A 23,754-nucleotide genomic window follows, 5' to 3' on the forward strand; every position below is an offset into this window, starting at 1 on the left:
AGGAGAATGAATCAAGTGAAAACAGGACGCGCTGTACATTTTTTGTGCGAACACTGTCGCGACTTTCATCTTGCGGCGCCGAACGAGACTATGTGAGCCTCGATATCGGATGGGGACTGGGATGGGCCGGCCGTCGCTTTGCGCGCGAGGACGTTGCGAAGCGCTCACGGCTGGTCTCGGTTGAGAAAGATACGACATGCCAAAACGAGTGTTGCTTGGTCTCCTCCTGGCTTGCGGCCTCACGGCCCCGGCAATGGCGCAAGAGCCGAAAACGGGGGGTGTGATCAATGCCGTGATCCAGCCCGAGCCGCCCGGCCTGATGCTCGCGATGGTCCAGAACGGTCCGACCCAGATGGTGTCGGGCAACATCTTCGAGGGGCTGCTGCGCTACAGTCCCAAGCTCGAACCCCAGCCGGAGCTCGCCGAGAGCTGGAGTGTCAGCGAGGACGCCAAGACCTACACCTTCAAGCTCAGGAAGGGCGTGACCTGGCATGACGGCAAGCCCTTCACCGCCGCGGACGTGCTGTTCTCGGTCGAGATGCTGAAGCAGACCCACGCGCGCGCCCGCAACAACCTCGCCCAAGTGGACAAGGTCGAGGCGCCCGACGACTACACGGTGGTGTTCACGCTGAAGCAGCCGTTCGGCCCGTTCCTCGGCATCTTCGAGGTTGGCTCGATGCCGATGGTGCCGAAGCATCTCTATGAAGGCACCGACTTCAAGACCAATCCCTACAACAACGCGCCTGTGGGCACCGGCCCCTTCATGTTCAAGGAGTGGCAGAAGGGCTCGTTCATCCGCCTGGTCAAGAATCCGAACTATTACGAGAAGGGCAAACCCTACATCGACGAGATCTACTGGCAGATCATTCCCGACGCGGCCGCCCGCTCGGTGGCGTATGAGACGGGCAAGGTCGACGTGCTACCCGGCGGCTCGGTCGAGAATTTCGATGTGCCGCGCCTGTCCAAGCTGAAGGACACTTGCGTCACCGGCGCCGGCTGGGAGTTCTTCTCGCCGCTGGCCTGGCTGTGGCTCAACAACCGCCAGGGTCCGCTCGCCGACAAGCGGGTACGGCAGGCAATCATGTATGCAATCGACCGCGACTTCGCCAAGGACGTGATCTGGAACGGGCTCGGCAAGGTCGCGACCGGCCCGTCCGCCTCGACCATCAAATATTACACCGACGACGTGAAGAAATATCCGTACGATCCGGCCAAGGCAAAGGCGCTGCTGAAGGAAGCCGGCTACAAGGGCGAGAAGATCCGCCTGTTGCCGCTCGCCTATGGCGAAACCTGGCAGCGCTGGGGTGAAGCGGTGAAGCAGAACCTCCAGGACGTCGGCATCAACATCGAGACGATCGCCACCGACGTTGCCGGCGGCAACCAGAAGATCGGCGACTGGGACTACGACATCGCCTTCACCTATCTCTATCAGTACGGCGATCCCGCGCTCGGCGTGGGACGCAATTACGTCTCCAGCGCCATCGCCAAGGGCCAAGTCTTCAACAATGTCGAAGGCTATTCCAACCCGGAGATCGACAAGCTGTTCGCCGATGGCGCCGTCGCGACCCCTGATACCAAGCGCAAGGAGATCTACGAGAAGGCGCAGAAGATCCTGGTCGAGGACGTGCCGGTGGCCTGGATGCTCGAGCTGCAATTCCCGACCATCATGCGCTGCAAGGTCAAGAACCTGATCACCACGGGGATCGGGGTCAATGACGGCTTCAAGGACGCATGGCTCGACAAGTGAGAGGCCGATCCTTCACCTCTCCCCGCTTGCGGGGAGAGGTCGAATGTGCGCAAAGCGCACATTCGGGTGAGGGGGAGTCTCCGCGAGCCCAGCTGTCACCTCCCCCGCGGAGAGTCCCCCTCACCCCAACCCTCTCCCCGCAAGCGGGGCGAGGGAGCACTTCCGTCTCCGTGGCTGCAGATCATCCCCCCGGTATGACCTTCTAATGCTCTCCTTCGTCGCTCAGCGTGTCCTGAAGGGCGTGATCGTCCTGCTCGCGATCGTTGTCCTCAATTTCTTCCTGATCCGGCTTGCGCCCGGCGACCCCGCGGTCGTGATGGCGGGCGAAGCCGGGGCCAGTGACCAGGTCTTCGTCAAGCAGCTCCGGGAAAAGTTCGGCCTCGACAAGCCGCTGCCCGAGCAGCTCTTCATCTACGTCAAGGGCGTCGTGACGTTCGACCTCGGCTTCTCCTTCCGCCAGCAGGCGCCAGTCGCAAAGCTGATTGGCGAACGGCTGCCGGCGACGCTGCTGCTGACACTGACGGCCTTTGCGATCTCGCTCATGCTCGGCATTCTCTTCGGCACCTTCGCCGCGCGCTTTGCCGGAACCTTCCTCGACACCGCCATCACCGTGTTCGCGCTGATCTTCTACGCCATGCCAATCTTCTGGGTGGCGCTGATGGGGATCCTGCTGTTCTCAGTCACCATGGATTGGCTGCCGAGCTTCGGCTACGAGACGGTCGGCGCCAATCTCACTGGCCTTGCCCACGCGGTCGACGTCGCAACACACCTGATCATGCCGGCGATGACGCTCGGGCTTTTCTTCATGGCGACCTACACCCGCATGACGCGCGCCGCGATGCTCGAGGTGAAGCGGCTCGACTTCGTCAAAACCGCGCGTGCAAAGGGGCTGTCCGACGCCGTGATCCAGCGCCGCCACGTGCTGCGCAATGCGCTGCTCCCCGTCGTGACGCTCGCCGGCGTCCATTCCGGCACGCTGATCGGCGGCGCCGTCATCACCGAGACCGTGTTCGCCTGGCCCGGCATCGGTCGGCTGATGTACGACGCGCTGCTCCAGCGCGACTACAACCTGCTGCTCGGCGTCTTCGTGATCTGCTCCGCCATGGTGCTGATCTTCAACCTCATCACCGACCTGGTCTATCGACTGGTCGATCCGCGCATCGAATTCGCCTCATGAAACAGTTCTGGAAATCGATGCTGAAGAGCCCGAGCGGCGTCATCGGGCTCGTCATCCTGCTGCTTGCGATCTCGGTCGCGGTGTTCGGGCCGATGCTGTTCCCGAACTCGCCCTGGCGCATGGTGCAGCGGCCGTTCCTGCCGCCCTTCACGCTGTCGACCGTGCCGCTCGGCACCGACGCGCTCGGCCGCGACGTGTTCGCCGGCATGATCTTTGGCGCACGCGTCTCGCTGCTTGTGGGCCTGGTCTCCACGCTGGTTGCGCTGGTCGTCGGCGTCCCGATCGGCGCCATGGCCGGCTATTTCGGCGGCAAGGTCGACGACGCCCTGATGCGCTTCACCGAGTTCTTCCAGACCATTCCGAGCTTCGCGCTCGCGATCGTGCTGGTCGCGATCCTGCAGCCCTCGATCTATTCGATCGTGGCATCGATCGCGGTGGTGAGCTGGCCACCGGTCGCCCGCCTCGTGCGCGGCGAGGTGCTGTCGCTGCGCACGCGCGAATATGTTCAGGCCGCGGTGGTCACGGGACAGAGCAACACCTGGATCATCCTACGCGAGATCCTGCCGAACGCACTGTCGCCCGTGATCGTGCTGGCTTCGCTGATGGTGGCGACCGCGATCCTGCTGGAATCCTCGCTGTCGTTCCTTGGTCTCGGCGATCCCAATCTGATCTCCTGGGGCTACATGGTCGGCGCCGGCCGCACCGTGATCCGCCAAGCCTGGTGGATCACCGTTTTTCCCGGCGTCGCTATCCTGATCTCGGTGCTCGGCCTCAATTTGATCGGCGAAGGCCTCAACGACGCGCTCAATCCACGCCTGTCGCGGGAGGGACGCTGACGATGACCGCACCGCCCGCCATCTCCATCAAGAACCTGAGAATCGCGCTGCCCAAGGGCGCCGAGCGTCCGTTCGCCGTCGATGGCGTGTCGCTCGATTTGCAGCCCGGCAAGATCGTCTGCGTCGTCGGCGAATCCGGCTCCGGCAAGTCGATGTGCGCGCATGCGCTGATGGGCCTGTTGCCGGACACGGTGTCGATCGCCTCCGGCGAAATCCAGTTCGAGGGCCGCGACCTGCTCAGGCTGGACGACGACGGCTGGCGCGACCTGCGCGGCCGCAGGCTCGCGATGATCTTCCAGGAGCCGATGACCGCGCTCAATCCGTTGATGCGGATCGGCGACCAGATGGCCGAGATGTTCGAGGCGCACGGCCTGCTCACACCCAAGGAACGGCGCGCGAGAGCGCTCGCATTGGCGCACGAGGTCGGCTTGCCCGACCCCGAACGCATCGTGCGCGCCTATCCGCACCAGCTCTCCGGCGGCCAGCGCCAGCGCGCCATGATCGCGATGGCACTCGCGCTGGAGCCTGCCGTGTTGGTCGCGGACGAGCCGACCACCGCGCTCGACGTCACCACGCAGGCGCAGATTCTCAAGCTGATCCGCAACCTCCAGCGCAATCGCAACATGGCGGTGATGTTCATCACCCATGATTTCGGCGTGGTCGCTGACATCGCCGACCAGGTCGTCGTGCTGCGCCATGGCAAGGTCGTGGAGGAAGGCTCGGCCTCAGCCGTCTTCAGCGATCCGCAGCACGACTACACCAAGGCGCTGCTCGCCGCCGTGCCATCGATGGACCCGCCGGTGCGCGCACCTCTCGACGATCAGGCCCGGGCTGTCGAGGTGATCGGGCTGGACAAGACTTATGTCACCTCGGGCGGCTGGTTTCGCGAGGACCGCCGCGTCGATGCCGCGCGCGAAGTCAATTTCAACATCCTCAAGGGCGAGACGCTCGGTCTCGTCGGCGAATCCGGGTCCGGCAAATCGTCGGTCGCGCGGCTGGTGATGCGGCTGATCGAGGCCGACCGCGGCACGGTGCGAATCGGCGAGACCGATCTCACCTCTCTTTCGGGCAAGGCGCTGCGCGCCGAGCGCCATCGCATCCAGATGATCTTTCAGGATCCGTTCGCCTCGCTCAATCCGCGCCGCAAGATCGGCCACATCATCGCCGACGGCCCGATCGCGGCCGGCACTGATCCGAAGGTCGCATTCGACCGGGCCCGCGATCTCCTCAAGATGGTTGGCCTCGACGCCGGCGCACTCGAGCGCTACCCGCATGAATTCTCCGGCGGCCAGCGCCAGCGCATCGGCATTGCGCGCGCGCTCGCACTCGAGCCCGAGATCATCGTCGCCGACGAAGCCGTCTCCGCGCTCGACGTCTCCGTGCAGGCGCAGGTGCTGAAGCTGCTCGAAGACCTCAAGGCGCGCTTGGGCCTCTCGATGCTGTTCATCACTCACAATCTGCGCGTCGCCGCCCAGATCTGCGACCGCATCGCCGTGATGCAGCGCGGCGTCATCGTCGAGCTCAAGCCAACCGCGCAATTGTTCGCCGCGCCCGAGCACGCCTATACGCGTGAACTGCTGGCGGCGGTGCCGGGGCGGAAGGAGCGCGCGCCGGCAGCGTGAGCGACGGTCGCCCAGTTCTTCGAACTACAAGATTGTTCCAAAAACTTGCACGCGACACGGGCGAAACATATTCGCTCGATCAGCATTTGCTTTGCGAGACTGCCTTGCCGGTGACGGCAAGAGTAAGCTGTCACCGGCATTCGCTCGCGCGCTAGTTGCAGCCGCGCGATAGGAAGCGGTGAACAGCCCAAGAACTTGGCAAAGAACACCCGACGTTGGGACGCCGGCGCGGTCACGAGCTTTTTATTCCGTCGTGAACGGGCACGCCATTTCAAAGTCGAGGGCGACGCCATAGATGCTGATTGGATGATCGTCATCATCTCATGTCCTACTTGCCCACTGATATTCGGAGCCAACATGGGCGAAGTTATTCGATTTGTCTCAAGATCTGAGCGCGAGCGCATGCGCCTCATTCAGGAGGCACGCGCAATCTACGACAGCATCTTCCCGCCATCCGATCCGGCCAGCGACGGGCAGGATGGAGACAACGGCCGCACGATCGGCGGCGATAGGAGTAAGCTCTCGTGATCAAGATCATCGCCGTGCTTTGCAGCCTCGCCACTCCGAGCAATTGTCACGAGCAGATCGTGACCACTTCCGATTTTGCTGAGGTCTCGGTGCAGTCCTGCCTGATGGGCGCGCCGCAGCTCGCCGACTGGATGAATCAGCATCCGGCTGAGCGCCTGGCGGCATGGCGTTGCGTGATCGGGAAGCAGGGCGGCAGGGGAATCTAGCGAGGAAGATTATCGTCCTTTGCGACTTGAAACGATCGCTCGGGACGGCTCCATCAAATCACACAGTGACGACAATCCATCGCCGGGCTAACCTCGTCGCCGTTTGGCCATGAGGGGGAAATCGGATGGAGGTCGCCAGCCTCGTTCTTCCCGTATTCGCGATCATCGTCACCGGCTGGCTCGCCGGCGAGTTCGGCTACCTCTCCCGCTCGCTTGCCGATGCCCTGGTGCACTTTGCCTACAACGTGGCGATGCCGGCGCTGCTGATCGTCACGATCGCGCAGGAGCCCGCGCGCAATCTGCTGGAATGGCGGTTCCTGCTCGCATTCGGCGGCGGCTCGCTGATCTGCTTCGCGCTGGTGTTCCTGGCGGTCCGCGCGAGTGGCAAACACGATCTGGCCAGCAGTACCATCCATGGGATGGCGGCGGCGATGACCAACACCGGGTTCGTCGCACTGCCGATCCTGCACGCAATCTACGGCCAGCCCGCCGTTCTGCCCGCCGCGGTGGCGACAGTGTTCGTGGCCGCCGTGATGTTTCCGATCACGGTCATCCTGCTGGAAGGACGCGACCCGCACGGGTCCGCGCATCCCACGGGACTGGCGAAGCAGATCCTGCTCAATCCGATGGTACTGTCGACGCTCATTGGGCTGGTGTGGGCGATCACGGGCTTGCCGATTCCGGCGCCGATCGCGACCTATCTGAACATGATCGCTGCCGCGCTCACGCCCTGCGCGCTGTTTGCCATCGGACTTGGTTTGTCCGTCGAGGGCCTGCGATCCAACCTGAAGGCATCGTTTGCGCTCGCGGCGGTGAAGCTGGTGGTGATGCCTCTGATCGTCTACGGGCTCTGTGTGCTCTTGGGCCTCGATCCACTTTACACGATCGCTGCCGTCGTCTGCGCGGCAGTACCGACGGCGAAAACCGTGTACGTCCTCGCGCACGAGCACAAGGTCGAGGAGAAGCTGGTTGCGGCCACGATCTCGATCACGACGATGCTGTCGGTCGCAACGTTGCTGGTCGCGCTCTATCTGCTCTCCGGATTGGCGAGCGGCGCAGGCTGATCGGCATCGGTCTATCTGGTGGTGTTGCTCCACGTGGGCACCGAATTGGTCACGCCGACCGACGGCCAATTGTACGATCCGATCGACGGCGCGGTGACCGTGCCGACCGTCTGTCCGGATGACCCGTAGGACGCCCTCGGCTGCGCTGCCGGCGTTCCGGCACCGCTGTAGGCCGGCGCCACTACACCGGTGCTGTAATGCCGGCTCGACCGGACCTTCTTCGCCTCAGCCGCGAAAGGCGCGGCAAGCAGTCCGGTCGTGATGAGCGCGGCAATGGCGAATTTGATACTTGTCATGACTGTTCCTTTCGCCCCGCACGCGCCCCGGTATGCCAACTGTTCATTCCTCAGAAAATTTCCATAGGTTCTCCGTTCATAACTCCGTGCGCACGCGAAGGTGCCGCAGCGCGTGCGCTCGCCGCCTTCGGATGGACCCGAATCAGCGCTAGTGCATTGCTTTCATTGACTTCCCTGGACGCAAGCAGCATGACCGGCGCCGAACTGAAGCAACTCCGCAACGACCTCTCCGATGCGCTCGAGCGCAAGCTCACCGCCGCCGACATGGCCAGGCTGTGCGGATTGCCGGAGAAGGGCGGCGCCGACACCATTCGGCGCTGGGAGGTCAGCGGCCCGACACCGTCGGCGACCAAGGTGCTGCGCGTGCTCGCGATGGCGAGCGAACGCTATCCGATCCTGGAGAAGTTCGACATCTTCGATCGTCACGACGTACGCGAGGAAGACCGGCCGGCAAAGCGCGCAGCCTTTCGCGCGCAGATGCGCGACGAGGCGCGGCGGCGTCTTGGTTAATGAGAGGCGCGCGCAAGTTACCTGCGAGGCGCCACGTTAAGCCTTCCTTCAGCATTTCTTAAGCCGGCATTAAGCACGAAAATCATTTGCGACCCAATAAGTTAGGTTGGGCGACGCTGTGCCATGCATGTGACAGCATTTTCGTCAAAAGCAAGCTATCTGCAAAACCAACGACGGCGCGGAATGCGCGCCTGCCGGGGACCTTACGTGTTGGAGTTCAAGACGATGAAGAAGATTTTGTTTGCGACCGTTGCGCTGCTCGTGCTGGGCATGGCTGCGCCGGCCGTCGGTGCCGATCTCGGCAATCGCAACTATTACAAGGCGCCCGCGCCTGCCTATGTCGCGCCGATCTACAACTGGACCGGCTTCTACATCGGTGGCCATGTCGGCGGCGCGTTCTCCAGCGACAACAATTTCAACGGCCTCTCCACCGGCAACAATGGCAACGGCCGTTTCCTCGGCGGCGTGCAGGTCGGTGCGGACTGGCAGCTCAACCCGAACTTCGTGGTCGGCGTCGAGGGCCAGTATTCCTGGCTCTCCGGCAGCGTCGGTGCGGTATTCCCGGGCGGCATCGCCTACACCAACGACCAGCGCGGGCTCGGCTCGATCACCGGCCGTGTCGGCTACACCTGGGGTCCGGGCCTCCTCTACGTGAAGGGCGGCTACGCCTATTCGGACAACAACGAGAAGGTGACGGTCGGCGGCGTGCCGACCGGCTTCATCATCGATGGCGATCACCGCAACGGTTACACCGTCGGCGCAGGCCTCGAATACATGTTCGCGCCGAACTGGTCGGCCAAGGCCGAGTACCAGTACTACAACTTCGGCGACGCGCACTTCACCGCGGGCCCACTGGTCGGCACCGGCAACTTCACCACCGACGATCACACCTTCAAGGCGGGCGTCAACTACCGCTTCAACTGGGCCAGCCCGGCCGTCGCGCGCTACTGAGCGGTTAGCAAAATCTTATCATCACGAAGGGCCGGCGATGTCGCCGGCCCTTCTTTTTTCGCTCTGCGGAACGCACGCAACCGATTGCACAAATTGCGATTTTTTAACCGGCGTGCCCGATACTCCCGGCCACAAAACAGAAGCAAGGGCGTGGGGGAATTTCGATGGCGATCCGTCTCAGTCTCGGCCGTTTCAAGCCGCGTTTCAAACTGCCGAAATGGGGCGTGCGCGGCAGCCTGTTCGCGGCCTTCGCAGTGATCGCCGGCATGGGCCTCGTGATCTCGGCCGGCGCCGGCCTGGTGCTGCAGAATCTCGGTGGGCGCATGACCGAACTGAGCGGGCGGGACATTCCGCGCCTTGCTGCGAGCCTGCAATTATCGGCATTGAGCGCGAGCCTTGCGGCACAGGGACCTGCCCTGCTTGCGGCCCAAACCGAAGACGCCCTAAACGAGCGCACCAAGAAGCTGAAGGAATTGCAGGAGCAGACACAGCAGAAACTCAACGAGATCATCGAGCTCGGCGCTGACAAGGCAGTCGTCTCCGGACTCAGCGAGACCATCAAGAGCATCAACGAGGCGGCCCAGAGTCTGGCCAAGGCCGCCCGCGAGCGGCTGGATATCGCCGCCCTGCATGATAAGCAATATGACGCCCTGCGCAGCGCGCAGAGCGCGTTCGTCGGCGCGGCCAGTCCGGCCATGCTGAACGCCCAGACCCAGGTCAACGCCATTCTCGGGTCGGCCAACCTCTCCGCCGAAGATGCCACCGAAGCCGCGCAGACCGTCGGGCAGCTCGGCAACGTCGTTGCCAGTGGCAATCTCGCAGCCGCCGACATGAGCGCGGCGCTGTCGGCGAACACGGCCGACAAGCTCGACGACATCCAGAAGGAATTCAAGACGGCGCAGGGACGCCTGCGGTCCAACCTCGATTTGTTGCCGAACAATCAGGGCACCAAGATGCTGCGCGAGACGGCGGAAAAGCTGCTCGCGCTCGGCACCGGCAAGACCGGCGTATTCAATTTGCGTGAGAAGGAGCTCGACTCCGTCGACTACGGCCAGACCATCCTGGACGAGACGCGCAAGCTCAATGTCGGCCTCGGCATCAGCGTGCAGCAGCTCGTCGACGGCGTGCAGAAGGAGACCAACGCATCGACCTTCCAGGCCCGCCAGGACATCTCGCTCGCGACCATCGCGATGCTGGCGTTGGGCGCTATGATGCTTGTCGGCTCGGCGCTGTTCGTCTGGCTCTATGTCGGCCGCAACATCCTGCGCCGCATCAGCGGCCTGCAGCGCGCCATGCAGCTGCTGTCAGCCGGCGATCTCGACACCGAGATCGCACGCGCGAAGCACAATGACGAGATCGGCGCGATGACCGACACGCTTCACGTGTTCCGCGACAGCATGATCGAAGCCCGGGCGCTCGCCAGCGAGCAGGACAAGGATCGTGTCGCGAAAGCCGAGCGTGCGGCGCGCATGGAAGCGAAGATCGCCGATTTCGAAAGCACGGTGCGCTCCGCGCTCGACAATCTCGCGCAGTCGGCCAATTCGATGCAATCGACCGCACAGAGCATGTCGAACACCGCGGACCAGTCCAACGCGCTGGTGAACGCGGTCGCATCCGCCGCGGAGGAAACCTCGGTCAACGTGCAGACCGTCTCGGCCGGCACCGAGCAGCTGTCGTCCTCGATCGCCGAAATCAGCCGCCAGGTGGTCACCTCTGCGGAGATCGCCAAAAAGGCGGTCGACGAGGCCGGCGCCACCGACACCACGGTGCAGAGCCTCGCCGACAGCGCGAGCCGCATCAGCGTCGTGGTCGATTTGATCCAGACCATCGCCTCGCAGACCAATCTGCTCGCCCTCAACGCCACCATCGAGGCGGCACGCGCGGGCGAGGCCGGCCGCGGTTTCGCAGTGGTCGCCTCCGAGGTGAAGAGCCTCGCGAGCCAGACCGCCAGGGCGACCGAGGAGATCCGCACCCAGATCGCCAGCATGCAGGAGATCACGACCTCGGCAGTCGGCGCCATCCAGGGCATCGGCCGGATCATCGGCGAGATCAACGACGTCACCACGACGATTGCGGCAGCGGTCGAGCAACAGGGCGCCGCCACCCGCGAGATCGCCCGCAACATCCAGCACGCTGCCGGCGGCACCAGCGAGGTCTCCAGCAACATCGTCGGCGTCTCCACGGCATCCGCCGAAGCGGGCGCTGCGGCGAGCGAAGTGCTGGGCGCTTCCGACGCACTGCGCCGCGAGGCAGACATGCTGCGCGGAGAGATCGACGCGTTCCTCAACAACATGCGGGCGGCGTAAGGACGCCGGCCACATCGGGGCTGCATTCCCTCTCCCGCTTGCGGGAGAGGGCTGGGGGTGAGGGTGCCTCCGCAATGGGACAGTTCGCAGCTTACTGGGAATGTCCCGCGAGGAGAGAGCCCCCACCCGGCGCTTCGCGCCGACCTCCCCCGCAAGCGGGAGAGGTAACCGAGCTCGGGGCGCGACTGTCCCACATCACGGAAAAACACTGCCGGTATGACGGCCATGCGGCGGCCGCCAGGCATCCTTTTTCGGCTGGCGCCCCGCGCGCGGCGGGGTTAAGCCGGTAGCATGAACTCGAAAACCGACACCGCGCATTCCTCGGCCGAGGCTCTGCGTTACCCCTGGGAACAGCATCCCGGCCCCGAAGAAGTGGTCGAGGTGCGGCCCGGTGTGCTGTGGGCGCGGCTGAAGTTGCCGTTTCGCCTCAACCACGTGAACATCTACCTGCTCGCCGATGGCGACGGCTATGCGATGATCGATGCCGGCTTCGGCAACGAGGAGACAATCGAGGCCTGGACAAAACTGTTCGACGGGCCGCTGAAGGGCGTCAACATCACGCGCCTGATCGTCACCCACTCGCACCCCGATCATGTCGGCCTCGCCGGGTGGATCGTCGAACGATTCAACTGCCCGCTGGTGATGTCGCAGGTCGAATATCTGCAATCGGTCTATCACCAGAACCGCGGCACCGAAGAGCGGCGCGAGGCGCAGCGGCTGTTCTTCCGCCGTCATGGCATGGACGAGTCGCTCACCGAAAAACTGCTCGGACGCGGCCAGGATTATCTCAAGCGCGTCTCGGTGCTGCCGCCGTCCTACCGCCGCATCTCCCACGGCGACGACGTCGTGATCGGTTCGCGCCGCTTCAAGGTGATCACCGGCGGCGGGCACGCACTCGACCAGGTGATGCTCTATTGCGCCGATGACAAGCTGTTCCTCTCCGCCGATCAGGTGCTGAGCAAGATCTCGCCGAATGTCAGCGTCTGGGCGGTCGAGCCCGACCAGAACTCGCTCGGCGAATATCTGGCCTCGCTCGCCAGCCTCACCACGACGCTTCCCTACGACGTGCTGGTGTTGCCTGGCCACGGCGTGCCGTTCTACGGGCTCAAGACCCGCATCAAGCAGCTCGCCGATCACCACGAGGAGCGCTGCCGCCTGATCGCGGAGGCCTGCCGCGAGGTGCCGCAGACCTCGCGCGCCTTGGTGCCAGTCGTGTTCAACAAGCATGTGCTGGACGAGCACCAGATGGGCTTTGCCGCCGGCGAACTGGTCGCCCATGTCAACTACATGATCGTCGAGGGCCGACTGACGGCGGAGACGCAGGACGGCGTGTTGCGGTTCAGGACGACGTGAGTTTTTCACCTCTCCCCGCCTGCGGGGAGAGGCCGACACGCGAAGCGTGGCGGGTGAGGGGGAGTCTCCGCGAGTCCAACTCTCACCGTGATTGCAGAGCGGCCCCTCACCCCAACCCTCTCCCCGTAAGAACGGGGCGAGGGAGCAGACCGTCGCCGCAGCAACAAACTCACTTCATATTCGCGATCGCGTGCAGCGCCGCGATATAGCCGTACGGGCCCAACCCGCAGATCACGCCGGTCGCCACGAAGGAGATCTTCGAGTGGCGGTGATATTCGTCGCGGGCGTGGATGTTGGAGATGTGGACTTCCAGCACCGGGCCTTCGAATATCTTGATCGCGTCCATGATCGCCACCGAAGTGAAGGAGAAGCCGGCGGGATTGATGATGATGGCCTCGGCATCCTGCCGCGCCGATTGAATCCAATCGACGAGCACGCCCTCATGGTTGGACTGGTGGAAGGCCAACTTGAGCCCTAGCTCTGCGGCGGCAGCCTCGCAGCTCGCGTTGATCTGCGCCAGCGTCGTCGTGCCGTAGATGTGCGGCTCGCGCACGCCGAGCAGGTTCAGGTTGGGACCGTTGAGGATCATCACACGTTTCACCGGGGCGTCCTTTCGCATGAGCTGTCGGCACGACCGACCCGCGCCCTGCCTCGGGACGAGGCTATGACGTCGGCGCGACCGGCTCCGCAATCATGGACGGAGCCGCATCATGGACAAAATGTCCAAGGCAGCCCTTGCCCTCCCCCGGGTGCCAGTCCCGGCCGGCAGGCCTGTGCTAGGCGGTTGATCCAAATCAACAATCGCCGCCGGACCGGCGTTATCAATTGGCACGCGCGCCTTGCCGCAAATATGCGCAGGCGCATGGACATCGGAGCTGGAAAAGCTCTAAAAATTGGACGGCCGCCTTGGGCCGAGTTCCGCTGCAGGTTTTGCCGATGGATTACAACGAGTTCTTCAGTTCCGCCCTCGACCGTCTCCACACCGAGCGGCGCTACCGCGTGTTCGCCGACCTCGAGCGCACGGCCGGCCGGTTCCCGCACGCGGTCTGGCACTCGCCCAAGGGCAAGCGCGACGTCGTGATCTGGTGCTCCAACGATTATCTCGGCATGGGCCAGCACCCGAAGGTGGTCGGCGCCATGGTCGAGACCGCAACCCGCGTCGGCACCGGCGCCGGCGGTACCCGCAACATCGCCGGCACGCATCATCCGCTGGTGCAGCTCGAGGCCGAGCTCGCCGATCTCCACGGCAAGGAAGCCGCGCTGCTGTTCACCTCGGGCTATGTCTCGAACCAGACCGGCATCCCGACCATCGCAAAGCTCATTCCGAACTGCCTCATTCTGTCGGACGAGCTCAACCACAATTCGATGATCGAGGGCATCCGCCATTCCGGCTGCGAGCGGGTCGTGTTCCGCCACAACGATCTGGCGCATCTCGAGGAGCTGTTGAAGGCGGCCGACCCGAATCGGCCGAAGCTGATTGTCTGCGAGAGCCTCTATTCTATGGACGGCGACGTCGCCCCGCTCGCCAAGATCTGCGATCTCGCCGAGAAATATGGCGCGATGACCTATGTCGACGAGGTCCACGCGGTCGGCATGTACGGCCCGCGCGGCGGCGGCATCGCCGAGCGTGACGGCGTCATGCATCGCATCGACGTTCTGGAAGGCACCCTGGCGAAAGCCTTCGGCTGCCTCGGCGGCTACATCGCCGCCAACGGCCAGATCATCGACGCCGTGCGCTCCTATGCGCCGGGCTTCATTTTCACCACCGCGCTGCCGCCAGCGATCTGCTCGGCCGCAACCGCCGCGATCAAGCATCTGAAGACCTCGAACTGGGAGCGTGAGCGCCACCAGGACCGCGCCGCCCGCGTCAAGGCGATCCTCAACGCCGCCGGCCTGCCGGTGATGTCGAGCGACACCCATATCGTGCCGCTGTTCGTCGGTGACCCCGAGAAGTGCAAGCAGGCCTCGGACCTGCTGCTCGAGCAGCACGGCATCTACATCCAGCCGATCAACTATCCGACGGTCGCCAAGGGCTCCGAACGGCTGCGCATCACGCCCTCGCCCTATCACGATGACGGGCTGATCGATCAGCTGGCCGAGGCTCTGCTGCAAGTGTGGGATCGTCTCGGCCTGCCGCTGCGCCAGAAGTCGCTAGCGGCGGAGTAGCACTGTACCCATCATCGCCGGCGTCGTCCTGGCGAAAGCCAGGACCTATTACCCCGACGGCGAATTGTTGCAGCTCGATGTGGCTACCCGTGTGCCCATAAGTGCGCCCTGTGGTTATGGGTCCTGGCTTTCGCCAGGACGACATTGACGCTGGCAGCTCGCCCCACGGCTTAACGACAACCCCAGTTCCCGGCCCCACCGGGCATTTCGCTGTCGCCTGCGACCTTTCAACGCGCTAGATTTGCAGGGAAAATGAGATCGGGCGCTGCCAGCGCCCAGGGAGAAGCGCGCTCGCCATGCTGCACGACTGGGGCGTGATCGCCGCCGCCTTCGGCTACATCGGCTTTCTGTTCCTGGTGGCGAGCCACGGCGACCGCCGTTCGCCGGCCGGGCCTGGCCGCGCCTCCGGGCTGATCTACCCGCTGTCGCTGGCGATCTACTGCACCTCCTGGACCTTCTTCGGCTCGGTCGGCTTCGCCACCCGCACCTCGACCGACTTCCTGGCGATCTATCTCGGTCCGATCCTGATGATCGGGCTCGGCGCCGGCGTGCTTCGGCGCGTGATCCAGCTCGCCAAAGCCCACAACATCACCTCGATCGCCGATTTCATCGGCGCGCGCTACGGCAAGAGCCAGGCGGTGGCAGCCACCGTGGCGCTGATCGCCATCATCGGCTCGGTGCCCTATATCGCGCTCCAGCTCAAGGCGGTCGCCTCCTCGCTCGGCACGATCCTGAGCGAAGACCAAGCCTTCTCCCACATCCCGATCCTCGGCGACATGGCGCTGATGGTGACACTGGCGATGGCGGCCTTCGCGGTGTTGTTCGGCACCCGCCATACCGACGCCACCGAGCACCAGCACGGCCTGATGCTGGCGGTTGCGACCGAGTCCATCGTCAAGCTGGTCGCTTTCCTGGCCGCCGGCATCTTCGTCACCTTCTGGATGTTCTCGCCGCAGGAACTGATCGAGCGCGCCATGAAGACGCCGGAGGCGGTGCGCGCCATCAACTACTCGCCGTCGATCGGCAACTTCCTGACCATGACGCTGCTGTCGCTGTGCGCGATCATGATGCTGCCGCGCCAGTTCCACGTCAGCGTCGTGGAAAATTCGTCCGACGCCGAGGTCGGCCGCGCGCGCTGGCTGTTCCCGCTCTATCTCGTCGCCATCAATCTGTTCGTGATCCCGATCGCGCTGGCCGGCCTCGTCAGCTTCCCGTTCGGCACGGCCGACCCCGATATGTATGTGCTGGCCCTACCGATTGAGGGCGGCGCGAATCTGCTCAGCGTCGCCGTGTTCGTCGGCGGACTGTCGGCGGCGACCGCCATGGTGATCGTCGAATGCGTCGCGCTCTCCATCATGGTCTCGAACGACCTCGTGGTGCCCTTGGTGCTGCAACGACGGCCGGAGGGACGAACCGGCGGCGCCGATTTCAGCGATTTCCTGCTGCGCTCGCGGCGACTTGCGATCTTCGCCATCATGGTGATGGCCTATTTCTACTATCGCGCGCTCGGCAACACCCAGCTCGCAGCGATCGGCCTGTTGTCGTTTGCCGCCATCGCCCAGCTTGCACCAAGCTTCTTCGGCGGGCTGCTGTGGCGGCGGGCGACGGCGCGCGGCGCGATCGGCGGGATGCTGGTCGGCTTCGTGGTGTGGCTCTACACGCTGTTCATTCCGAGCTTCATGGATACCTCGACGACGGGCATCCTGCTGCTCCAGCACGGACCGTTCGGAATCGAGGCGCTGCGGCCACAGGCGCTGTTCGGCGCCGATCTGCCGCCGCTGATGCACGGCGTCATCTGGTCGCTGTCGCTCAACATCCTCACCTATGTGCTGCTGTCGCTGGCGCGCCGGCCGTCTTCGATCGAGCTGGTGCAAGCCGACCTGTTTGTCCCCAACACGCTCGCGCCAATCTCCCCGAGCTTCCGCCGCTGGCGCACCACCGTCACCGTGCAGGATATCCAGACCACGGTGGCGCAATATCTCGGGCCCGACCGCGCCCGCCATTCGTTCGAGGCCTTCTCGGCGCGGCGCAATGTCCGGCTGGAGTCCGGGGCGCCCGCCGATTTCGAACTGTTGCAGCACGCCGAGCACCTGATCGCGTCCTCGATCGGAGCCGCGTCCTCGCGGCTCGTGATGTCGCTGCTCCTGCGCAAACGAACCGTGTCGGCCAAGGCGGCGCTAAAGCTGCTCGACGATTCTCATGCGGCGCTGCATTTCAACCGCGAGATCCTCCAGACCGCGCTCAACCATGTGCGCCAGGGCATCGCGGTGTTCGATGCCGATCTGCAACTGATCTGCTCCAACCGGCAGTTCGGCGATCTGCTCAACGTCCCCCCGCATTTCATCCAGTTCGGTACGCCCTTGCGTGAAATCCTGGAATTCATGGGCGTGAGCGATCCGCCCGAGCCGGGCGACCGCGAGGCGATGATCGAACAGCGGCTGGTCGCCTATACCACCGACAGCGAGCCGTATCTCGAACGCCTGCCGGAACGCCACATGGTGATCGAGGTGCTCACCAACCGCATGCCCGGCGGCGGCTTCGTCATCACCTTCACCGACGTCACGCCCACCTTCGAGGCGGCGGAAGCGCTGGAGCGTGCCAATGCGACGCTGGAAAAGCGCGTCCGCGACCGCACCGAGGAATTGACGCGGCTGAACTCGGAGCTGGCGCTGGCCAAGAGCGCGGCGGAGGATGCCAGCATCTCCAAGACGCGCTTCCTCGCCGCCGCCAGCCACGACATTCTCCAGCCGTTGAACGCGGCGCGGCTCTACATCACCAGCCTTGTCGAGCGCCAGCACAATGGCGAGGAGACCCGGCTGGTCGAGAACATCGACGAGTCACTGCAGGCCATCGAGGAAATCCTCGGTGCGCTGCTCGACATCTCCAGGCTCGATGCCGGTGCGATGACGACCTCGATCTCGAGCTTCAAGATGGCCGATTTGATGCGCTCGCTGGAGATCGAGTTCGCGCCGATCGCGCGCGCCAAGGGCCTTGAGCTCGCCTTCGTGCCCTGCTCGCTGCCTGTCGAGTCGGACCGGCTCCTGCTGCGGCGCCTGCTCCAGAACCTGATCTCCAACGCGATCAAGTATACCCCGCGGGGCCGCGTGCTGGTCGGCTGCCGCCGCCGCGGCGCCTCGCTCAAGATCTGCGTCTACGACACCGGCGTCGGCATCCCGTCGGTCAAGCGCGCCGAGATCTTCAAGGAATTCCACCGCCTGGAGCAGGGCGCTCGAATCGCGCGTGGCCTCGGGCTGGGGCTCTCGATCGTCGAGCGGCTGGCGCGCGTGCTCAAGCACGGCATTGCCATCGACGGCAATGCAAGCGGCGGCTCGGTATTTTCGGTGACGGTGCCGACGGCGAAGGCGATCACCCACACCGCGGCCGTGACCAGCGCGACGCCGCTGGCACACACGCCGATCTCGGGCGCGCTGATCGTGTGCATCGAGAACGATGCAGCGATACTCGACGGCATGCGCACGCTGTTGAAGGCCTGGGACGCCGAGGTGATCGCGGTCGCCGACCCCGAGGGCGCGATCACCGCGATCGAAGCCGCCGGACGGCGCGTCACCGGCCTGCTCGTCGACTATCATCTTGACCGCGGCAACGGCATCGCCGCCATCCGCGACATCCGCCGCCGCTTCGGCGACGGCATTCCCGCCATCCTGATCACCGCCGATCGCAGTCCCGCCGTGCAAATAGCTGCGCGCGACGAGAGGATCGCCGTGCTCAACAAGCCGGTGAAGCCAGCCTCGCTCCGCGCCCTGCTCGGCCAGTGGCGCACGCAGCAGATGGTGGCGGCGGAGTGAAGCAGCCTTGCTGGCGAGGGCCAGCAGGTCTTCCGGTTAGGGTGCCAGCCGCGTGAAGACGTAATCGCGTCCTTTGGCGCGCGCTTCATGGCACGCGAAGCAGGTGCGATGCTGGGCCTCGTCGACCGGCTTGCCGTCGATGAAACGGCCAAACCCCCAGCCGCCGGTGGCGGCGTATTTTTTGGAGTCCTTGACCATCACCTGGACCGTCGTGGCAGCGCCGGGAATCGTCGCGGACGCAAACTCGGGGGACTGTTTCCGCTTCCAGGCGCGCTTGACCAGAATGGTGCCGTCCGGGAACGGAAGCGTTCCCGCCTGATAGGCGTCGATTGCGGTCTGGTTGCCGACCACGGCGCGAAGTTCGTCGAGCGGCGCCGCCTCTTCGGCCGGCGCGATCAGCTCCCACTGCTTGTAGCCCGGTGGAATCGTGACGCCGAAGATCGGCGAGGAGTCGGCCGTCGCGGGCCCCTCGGCGGAAGCGATCGTGACGAGATACGGCACGCAGGTCAGGAGAATGACGAGGAGAACCATCGCCAGCACGATCATCGTGGCGTAGGGAGACTTCTTCTTTTCAGGTTCGGTTGGCGTCATGAGGTTTCATCAAGCTGGGTTCGACGGGGATCCTCGGTCCAGCCTGGCTGGACCGAGATGCTGACAGATGCTCAGACGCCGTCCGCCTCGATGACGGCCTTGGCAAAGGCTTGCGGTGCTTCCTGCGGCAAATTGTGGCCGATGCCGCCGGTGATCAGGCGAAACTCGTATCGGCCTGAGAACTTCTTGGCATAGGCGCTCGGGTCGGGATGCGGCGCGCCGTTGGCGTCGCCTTCCATCGTGATCGTCGGCACGTCGATGATGGGAGCTGCAGCGAGCTTCTTTTCGAGATGCTCGTATTTCGCCTCGCCTTGGGCGAGCCCGAGCCGCCAGCGGTAGTTGTGGATCGTGATCGCGACATGATCCTTGTTGTCGAGCGCCGCCGCACTTCGATCGAAGGTGGCATCGTCGAACTTCCACTGCGGTGAGGCGAGCTTCCAGATCAGCTTGGCGAAATCATGTGTGTATTTTTCGTATCCGGCGCGGCCGCGCTCCGTCGCGAAATAGAACTGATACCACCATTGCAGCTCGGCCTGCGGCGGCAACGGTGCGTTGCCCGCGGCCTGGCTGGAGATCAGATAGCCGCTGACCGACACCAGCGCGCGGCAGCGGTCCGGCCACAGCGCGGCGATGATGTCCGCGGTGCGCGCGCCCCAGTCGAAGCCGGCGACAACGGCCTTCTTGATATCGAGCTTGTCCATCAGCGCGATGATGTCCGCGGCCATCGCCGCCGGCTCGCCGTTGCGCGGCGTCTCCCTGGAGAGGAAATGCGTCGTGCCATAGCCGCGCAGATACGGGATGATCACGCGATAGCCAGCCTTTGCCAGGATCGGCGCGACATCGACGAAGGCGTGAATGTCGTAGGGCCAGCCGTGCAGCAGGATCGCCACGGGACCGTTGGAGGGACCCGCCTCCGCATAGCCGACGTTGAGAACGCCGGCATCGATCTGCTTGATCTTGCCGAAGGACGCATTCGATGCGGAGGATCGCGGCGCCTCCGTCTCGGCGCGAGCGAGATCGATCACGCCGAGTCCGACGGCGACGGTTCCCGCGGCGACGCCAAAGAACTTGCGGCGATGCTGGTCGATGATCTGCTTCATGGTGGTGCTCCCTTTGGGGTAGATGATGGTGCGTCAGATCAGCGCGACCGTGACGTCGACGTTGCCGCGGACGGCCTTGGAATAGGGGCAGGTTTGATGCGCTTCATCGATGATGCCGCGGGCAATCTCGCGATCGAGACCCGGCAGACTGACATTGAGGCGCGCCCTCAGCGAGTACGCGCCCTCGTCGAGCACGAGGTCGATCTCCGCATCGATCGCGCATTTCCTGGGAAGATCCATCCTGCGCTTGCGCGCCGCGATCTCCATCGCGCCTTCGAAACAGGCCGACCAGCCGGCCGCGAACAATTGCTCGGGATTGGTGCCGATGCCTGCACTGCCCGGCGGCGACAGCTTGACGTCGAGGCGACCGTCGGAACTGCGCGACATGCCGTTGTGTCGACCGCCGCTGGTGTGTGTCTTGGCCGTGTAAAGCAATTTTGCCGCTTGCGTCATGAAGCTCTCCTTGCCGTCGCGCAACTGACTAGCAGCGGCTGCCGCAGGACACCCGTTTGGAGTTGTGAGAAGTTGTGAGGCCTCAGTTCGCGCGCCTCACAAAGGCCTGCATCCACGGTCTGATGCCGATGCAGGGAGACGCCTTGCCCGATCGCAACCATCTGCTATCGGGTCCCCCGGAAAGGATCAGGATTTCGCCATGACTGAACCGGCCGGGTCTGCGGTGGGAGCCCTATCGTTCGGGCCATTCAGCGTGACGCCGCATGAACGGCTGGTGACGCGCGACGGCGTCGCGCTGCCGCTCGGCGCGAAAGCGTTCGACATGCTGATCGCGCTGATGTCGCGGCCGAACGAGGTCGTCAGCAAGTGGGATTTGATGGCGCTGGTGTGGCCCGGCCTGACCGTTGAAGAAGCCAGTTTGCGTTTTCACATCGCAGCTCTTCGTAAGGCGCTCGGCGACGGCAAGGACGGCGCACGCTACATCACCACGCTGTCCGGCCGCGGTTATTGCTTCGTGGCGCCGATCTCGCAGGCCGCTATCCCGGCAGAGCGGCGCCCGGCGCCGCAGGGTGGCCTGTCGCCGGTGAAGCTGCCGAACCGGCTGCAACGGATGGTCGGACGCGACGATGCGATCGCCGCCGTCTCGGACAAACTCATCGCCTCGCGCTTCGTCACGATCGCCGGCCCCGGCGGCGTCGGCAAGACTGCCGTGGCGATCGCGATCGCGCACGACCTGCTCGAGACCTTCGCCGATGCCGCCCACTTCGTCGATCTTGCCGCGCTCAGCGATCCCGATCTCGTGATCACCTCGATCCTGCTGATGCTGGGCTTGCCGGCGCAGACCGACGATCCCTTGCCCGCGCTGCTCGCGCATCTCCACGACAAGAGGATGCTGCTGATCCTCGATAATTGCGAGCACGTCATCGCCGCTGTGGCGCCGCTGGCTGCGGAGATCTTCCACGCCGCGCCGCATGTCCATATTCTGGCCACGAGCCGCGAAGCCCTGCGCGTCGAGGGCGAGCAGGTCTATCGATTGGCGCCGCTCGCCGTTCCGCCAGACGGCTCCGGACTCACGGTCGCTGCAGCGCGGACCTATTCCGCACTTCAACTCTTCCTCGAACGCGCCACCGCCAGCGGCGCGCAGATCGCGCTCGACGATGCCAATGCCGCGATCATCGCAAGGATCTGCCGCAAGCTCGACGGCATGGCCCTGGCGATCGAGCTCGCCGCCGGACGGGTCGAAGCCTATGGCCTGGAGCAGACGGCAACGCTGCTCGACGAACGCCTCAATCTGCTCTGGCAGGGCCAGCGCACCGCGCCGCCGCGACAGAAGACGTTGCGGGCGACCCTGGACTGGAGCTACGGGCTCCTGTCCGACACCGAGCGCCTGGTGCTGCGCCGGCTTGCGGTGTTCGCCGGGCACTTCACCATCGACGCCGCGCTCGAGGTCGTCCCGGACGAACGCGTCGATCGCTCCCACCTGTTCGACGCCATCGACAGCCTCGTCGCCAAGTCCATGGTCGCGCCGCGACCGATCGGCGCAATGATGCGCTACCGCCTGCTCGACACCACGCGCGCCTATTTGCTCGAGATCGAACCGAACAACGCGGAACTCGCCGCACGTCATGCCACCTACTACCGGCAATGGCTGGAGCAGGCGGGCTCGACATGGGCCATGGTGCCGAGCGCCGACGAACGGGCGATCCATTTCTCCGCACTTCACAACGTGCGCGCCGCCTTGGACTGGTGCTTCGGCAAGGACGGCAACGCCAGTATCGGCATTGCGCTCGTCGCTGCGGCGGCACCGATCTTCCTCGCAATGTCGCTCCTGATCGAATGCCGGCGTTGGTCGGAACGGGCGCTGCTTGCGATCGATCCCTCCTCGCGCGGCAGCACTGAGGAAATGCACATCCAGGCTGCCCTCGGCCTCACCTTGATGTTCACGCGGGGCGGCAGCGAAGCGGCGCGCGCCGCCTTAAGCCGGGGCCTTGCGATCGCGGAGGCGCGCGGCGACGAGATCAACCGGCTCCAGCTGCTCGGCCGCATGCATATCTTCCACGAGCGGATGGGAGAGTTCGACGCCGCGCTCGGTTACGCCCGGCAGAGCCTTGCCGTCGCCGAGGCACTTGGCGATGCGGCCTCGATCGCACTCGCCCATTCGCTTCTGGGCGTCTCGCTGCATCTGGCCGGCGAGCATCGCGATGCGCTGACGATGCTGGAGGCCGCCTGGCAGGGGCCTGGCACGGAACGGATCAGCACGGTCTACGGCTTCGATCATCGCAACCGGGCCGGCATTTCGCTCGCACGAGAGCTTTGGTTGCAGGGCCGGCCCGCGCAGGCGCAGCAGCTGGCGCGGCAGACGGTCACCGAAGCCGCGCAGATGGATCATCCCATCACGCTCTGCATCGCGCTGATCTGGGCGGTCTCGATCGACCTCTGGAACGGAGATCTCGACGGCGCGGAAGCGAACATCGACCGCTTCATCGCACACGCCGAATCGCGCTCGATGGGCCCGTACCTCGCGGTCGGCCGAGGTGTCAAAGGCGAGCTGGCAATCCGGCGGGGAAACGCCGCCGCCGGCGTCGAGACGATCAGGGCTTGTCTGCGCGAGCTCCACGATGCCGGCTACGAGCTGCTCACCACGACCTTCAACATCGCGATGGTTCAGGGCTTGTTGGCACTCGGACAGATCGAGCAGAGTGCGCGCCTGGTCGACGATGCGATCCGCCTCGTCGAGCAAAGCGGCGATCACCTCTTCATGCCCGAGCTGTTGCGCATGAAGGGCAGAGTTCTGTTGTCGCTACCGCAGCCGAAGTCTGAGCAAGCAGAGGCTCATTTTGTGCAGTCCCTGGAACTGAGCCGTCGCCAATGCGCAAGAGCCTGGGAGCTGCGGGGAGCGATCGATCTTGCCGGGCTATTTGCCGGACGCGGGCAGCGCGAGGAAGCGAAGCGATTGCTCCAGTCGGCCCTCGAGGACTTTGCCGAGGGGTCCGAAACGGCGGACATTAGCGCGGCCAGCGCGCTTCTGACGACGCTGTAGCG

At 64.7% G+C, this 23,754-nt stretch carries 19 protein-coding genes; 14 read left to right on the plus strand and 5 right to left on the minus strand.

Annotated elements, in window-relative coordinates; genetic code table 11:
• Positions 1-196 precede the first annotated feature (196 nt).
• The 7 genes from ACR9YP_RS01725 to ACR9YP_RS01755 all read left to right on the plus strand — a co-directional run bounded on the left by ACR9YP_RS01725 (position 197) and on the right by ACR9YP_RS01755 (position 7,180).
• Positions 197-1,747: an ABC transporter substrate-binding protein gene (locus ACR9YP_RS01725; RefSeq protein ID WP_474218865.1), complete on the plus strand. Its 1,551-nt coding sequence runs from the start codon at positions 197-199 to the stop codon at positions 1,745-1,747.
• 205 nt (positions 1,748-1,952) lie between these two features.
• A complete protein-coding gene (locus ACR9YP_RS01730) occupies positions 1,953-2,924 on the plus strand; it encodes an ABC transporter permease (protein ID WP_474218866.1) in 972 nt (323 codons plus the stop codon).
• Positions 2,921-3,760 (plus strand): ABC transporter permease, encoded by an 840-nt coding sequence (locus tag ACR9YP_RS01735; protein WP_143035393.1) that lies wholly within the window; start codon positions 2,921-2,923, stop codon positions 3,758-3,760. The genes ACR9YP_RS01730 and ACR9YP_RS01735 overlap by 4 nt, the downstream gene beginning before the upstream one ends.
• Before the next feature lie 2 nt (positions 3,761-3,762).
• Positions 3,763-5,382 (plus strand): ABC transporter ATP-binding protein, encoded by a 1,620-nt coding sequence (locus ACR9YP_RS01740; RefSeq protein ID WP_474218867.1) that lies wholly within the window; start codon positions 3,763-3,765, stop codon positions 5,380-5,382.
• A 195-nt stretch (positions 5,383-5,577) separates the two neighbouring features.
• Positions 5,578-5,910, plus strand: a complete 333-nt coding sequence (locus ACR9YP_RS01745; RefSeq protein ID WP_438110883.1) for a hypothetical protein — start codon at positions 5,578-5,580, stop codon at positions 5,908-5,910.
• Positions 5,907-6,116 carry a hypothetical protein gene (locus ACR9YP_RS01750; protein ID WP_091885309.1) on the plus strand — a complete coding sequence of 70 codons (210 nt, stop codon included), beginning with the start codon at positions 5,907-5,909 and terminating at the stop codon, positions 6,114-6,116. The genes ACR9YP_RS01745 and ACR9YP_RS01750 overlap by 4 nt, the downstream gene beginning before the upstream one ends.
• Positions 6,117-6,241: 125 nt before the next feature.
• Positions 6,242-7,180, plus strand: a complete 939-nt coding sequence (locus ACR9YP_RS01755) for an AEC family transporter (RefSeq protein WP_474218868.1) — start codon at positions 6,242-6,244, stop codon at positions 7,178-7,180.
• An 11-nt stretch (positions 7,181-7,191) separates the two neighbouring features.
• On the opposite strand, the gene ACR9YP_RS01760 is transcribed toward ACR9YP_RS01755, so the two are convergent.
• Positions 7,192-7,476: a hypothetical protein gene (locus ACR9YP_RS01760; RefSeq protein WP_474218869.1), complete on the minus strand. Its 285-nt coding sequence runs from the start codon at positions 7,474-7,476 to the stop codon at positions 7,192-7,194.
• A 189-nt stretch (positions 7,477-7,665) separates the two neighbouring features.
• Between ACR9YP_RS01760 and ACR9YP_RS01765 the strand changes: the two genes are divergently transcribed.
• The 4 genes from ACR9YP_RS01765 to ACR9YP_RS01780 all read left to right on the plus strand — a co-directional run bounded on the left by ACR9YP_RS01765 (position 7,666) and on the right by ACR9YP_RS01780 (position 12,596).
• Positions 7,666-7,986: a helix-turn-helix domain-containing protein gene (locus ACR9YP_RS01765; protein WP_128956889.1), complete on the plus strand. Its 321-nt coding sequence runs from the start codon at positions 7,666-7,668 to the stop codon at positions 7,984-7,986.
• A 225-nt stretch (positions 7,987-8,211) separates the two neighbouring features.
• Positions 8,212-8,937 carry an outer membrane protein gene (locus tag ACR9YP_RS01770; RefSeq protein WP_474218870.1) on the plus strand — a complete coding sequence of 242 codons (726 nt, stop codon included), beginning with the start codon at positions 8,212-8,214 and terminating at the stop codon, positions 8,935-8,937.
• A gap of 164 nt (positions 8,938-9,101) precedes the next feature.
• The gene (locus tag ACR9YP_RS01775) at positions 9,102-11,243 is read left to right on the plus strand and encodes a methyl-accepting chemotaxis protein (RefSeq protein WP_474218871.1); all 2,142 of its coding nucleotides are present in this window, start codon (positions 9,102-9,104) and stop codon (positions 11,241-11,243) included.
• Positions 11,244-11,534: 291 nt separating this feature from the next.
• Positions 11,535-12,596 (plus strand): MBL fold metallo-hydrolase, encoded by a 1,062-nt coding sequence (locus ACR9YP_RS01780; protein ID WP_474218872.1) that lies wholly within the window; start codon positions 11,535-11,537, stop codon positions 12,594-12,596.
• 169 nt (positions 12,597-12,765) lie between these two features.
• Here the strand turns inward: ACR9YP_RS01780 and aroQ are convergent, their stop codons facing one another.
• On the minus strand, positions 12,766-13,197 hold the full coding sequence (aroQ, locus tag ACR9YP_RS01785) for a type II 3-dehydroquinate dehydratase (RefSeq protein WP_091885287.1): 432 nt from the start codon (positions 13,195-13,197) through the stop codon (positions 12,766-12,768).
• 335 nt (positions 13,198-13,532) lie between these two features.
• Between aroQ and hemA the strand changes: the two genes are divergently transcribed.
• Together hemA and ACR9YP_RS01795 are read left to right on the plus strand one after the other, a co-directional pair.
• Complete coding sequence (gene hemA, locus ACR9YP_RS01790; protein WP_128942077.1) at positions 13,533-14,762, plus strand: 5-aminolevulinate synthase; 1,230 nt, start codon at positions 13,533-13,535, stop codon at positions 14,760-14,762.
• Positions 14,763-15,058: 296 nt separating this feature from the next.
• Positions 15,059-18,568, plus strand: coding sequence for a PAS domain-containing hybrid sensor histidine kinase/response regulator (locus ACR9YP_RS01795; protein WP_438104394.1), 3,510 nt, complete (start codon positions 15,059-15,061; stop codon positions 18,566-18,568).
• A gap of 36 nt (positions 18,569-18,604) precedes the next feature.
• Here the strand turns inward: ACR9YP_RS01795 and ACR9YP_RS01800 are convergent, their stop codons facing one another.
• From ACR9YP_RS01800 to ACR9YP_RS01810, 3 genes are all read right to left on the minus strand, one after another.
• Positions 18,605-19,159 (minus strand): cytochrome P460 family protein, encoded by a 555-nt coding sequence (locus ACR9YP_RS01800; protein ID WP_438104393.1) that lies wholly within the window; start codon positions 19,157-19,159, stop codon positions 18,605-18,607.
• Positions 19,160-19,230: 71 nt separating this feature from the next.
• Entirely contained in the window at positions 19,231-20,259 is a 1,029-nt protein-coding gene (locus ACR9YP_RS01805) for an alpha/beta fold hydrolase (protein ID WP_474218873.1), read from the minus strand.
• 33 nt (positions 20,260-20,292) lie between these two features.
• Complete coding sequence (locus tag ACR9YP_RS01810) at positions 20,293-20,712, minus strand: organic hydroperoxide resistance protein (protein WP_474218874.1); 420 nt, start codon at positions 20,710-20,712, stop codon at positions 20,293-20,295.
• Positions 20,713-20,911: 199 nt separating this feature from the next.
• Here ACR9YP_RS01810 and ACR9YP_RS01815 point away from each other — a divergent pair, with 199 nt between their 5' ends.
• Positions 20,912-23,752 carry an ATP-binding protein gene (locus ACR9YP_RS01815; protein WP_474218875.1) on the plus strand — a complete coding sequence of 947 codons (2,841 nt, stop codon included), beginning with the start codon at positions 20,912-20,914 and terminating at the stop codon, positions 23,750-23,752.
• Positions 23,753-23,754 lie beyond the last annotated feature (2 nt).

It is taken from the genome of Bradyrhizobium sp. BR14999 (assembly GCF_056106085.1).

Bases quoted from the DNA above. Each gene is read 5' to 3' on its own strand.
- ACR9YP_RS01800 (WP_438104393.1), bottom strand. From the start codon at position 19,159: ATGACGCCAACCGAACCTGAAAAGAAGAAGTCTCCCTACGCCACGATG.
- ACR9YP_RS01775 (WP_474218871.1), top strand. From the start codon at position 9,102: ATGGCGATCCGTCTCAGTCTCGGCCGTTTCAAGCCGCGTTTCAAACTG.
- hemA (WP_128942077.1), top strand. From the start codon at position 13,533: ATGGATTACAACGAGTTCTTCAGTTCCGCCCTCGACCGTCTCCACACC.
- ACR9YP_RS01780 (WP_474218872.1), top strand. From the start codon at position 11,535: ATGAACTCGAAAACCGACACCGCGCATTCCTCGGCCGAGGCTCTGCGT.
- ACR9YP_RS01735 (WP_143035393.1), top strand. From the start codon at position 2,921: ATGAAACAGTTCTGGAAATCGATGCTGAAGAGCCCGAGCGGCGTCATC.
- ACR9YP_RS01770 (WP_474218870.1), top strand. From the start codon at position 8,212: ATGAAGAAGATTTTGTTTGCGACCGTTGCGCTGCTCGTGCTGGGCATG.
- ACR9YP_RS01815 (WP_474218875.1), top strand. From the start codon at position 20,912: ATGACTGAACCGGCCGGGTCTGCGGTGGGAGCCCTATCGTTCGGGCCA.
- ACR9YP_RS01760 (WP_474218869.1), bottom strand. From the start codon at position 7,476: ATGACAAGTATCAAATTCGCCATTGCCGCGCTCATCACGACCGGACTG.
- ACR9YP_RS01810 (WP_474218874.1), bottom strand. From the start codon at position 20,712: ATGACGCAAGCGGCAAAATTGCTTTACACGGCCAAGACACACACCAGC.
- ACR9YP_RS01795 (WP_438104394.1), top strand. From the start codon at position 15,059: ATGCTGCACGACTGGGGCGTGATCGCCGCCGCCTTCGGCTACATCGGC.
- ACR9YP_RS01740 (WP_474218867.1), top strand. From the start codon at position 3,763: ATGACCGCACCGCCCGCCATCTCCATCAAGAACCTGAGAATCGCGCTG.
- ACR9YP_RS01755 (WP_474218868.1), top strand. From the start codon at position 6,242: ATGGAGGTCGCCAGCCTCGTTCTTCCCGTATTCGCGATCATCGTCACC.
- ACR9YP_RS01725 (WP_474218865.1), top strand. From the start codon at position 197: ATGCCAAAACGAGTGTTGCTTGGTCTCCTCCTGGCTTGCGGCCTCACG.
- ACR9YP_RS01805 (WP_474218873.1), bottom strand. From the start codon at position 20,259: ATGAAGCAGATCATCGACCAGCATCGCCGCAAGTTCTTTGGCGTCGCC.
- ACR9YP_RS01765 (WP_128956889.1), top strand. From the start codon at position 7,666: ATGACCGGCGCCGAACTGAAGCAACTCCGCAACGACCTCTCCGATGCG.
- ACR9YP_RS01730 (WP_474218866.1), top strand. From the start codon at position 1,953: ATGCTCTCCTTCGTCGCTCAGCGTGTCCTGAAGGGCGTGATCGTCCTG.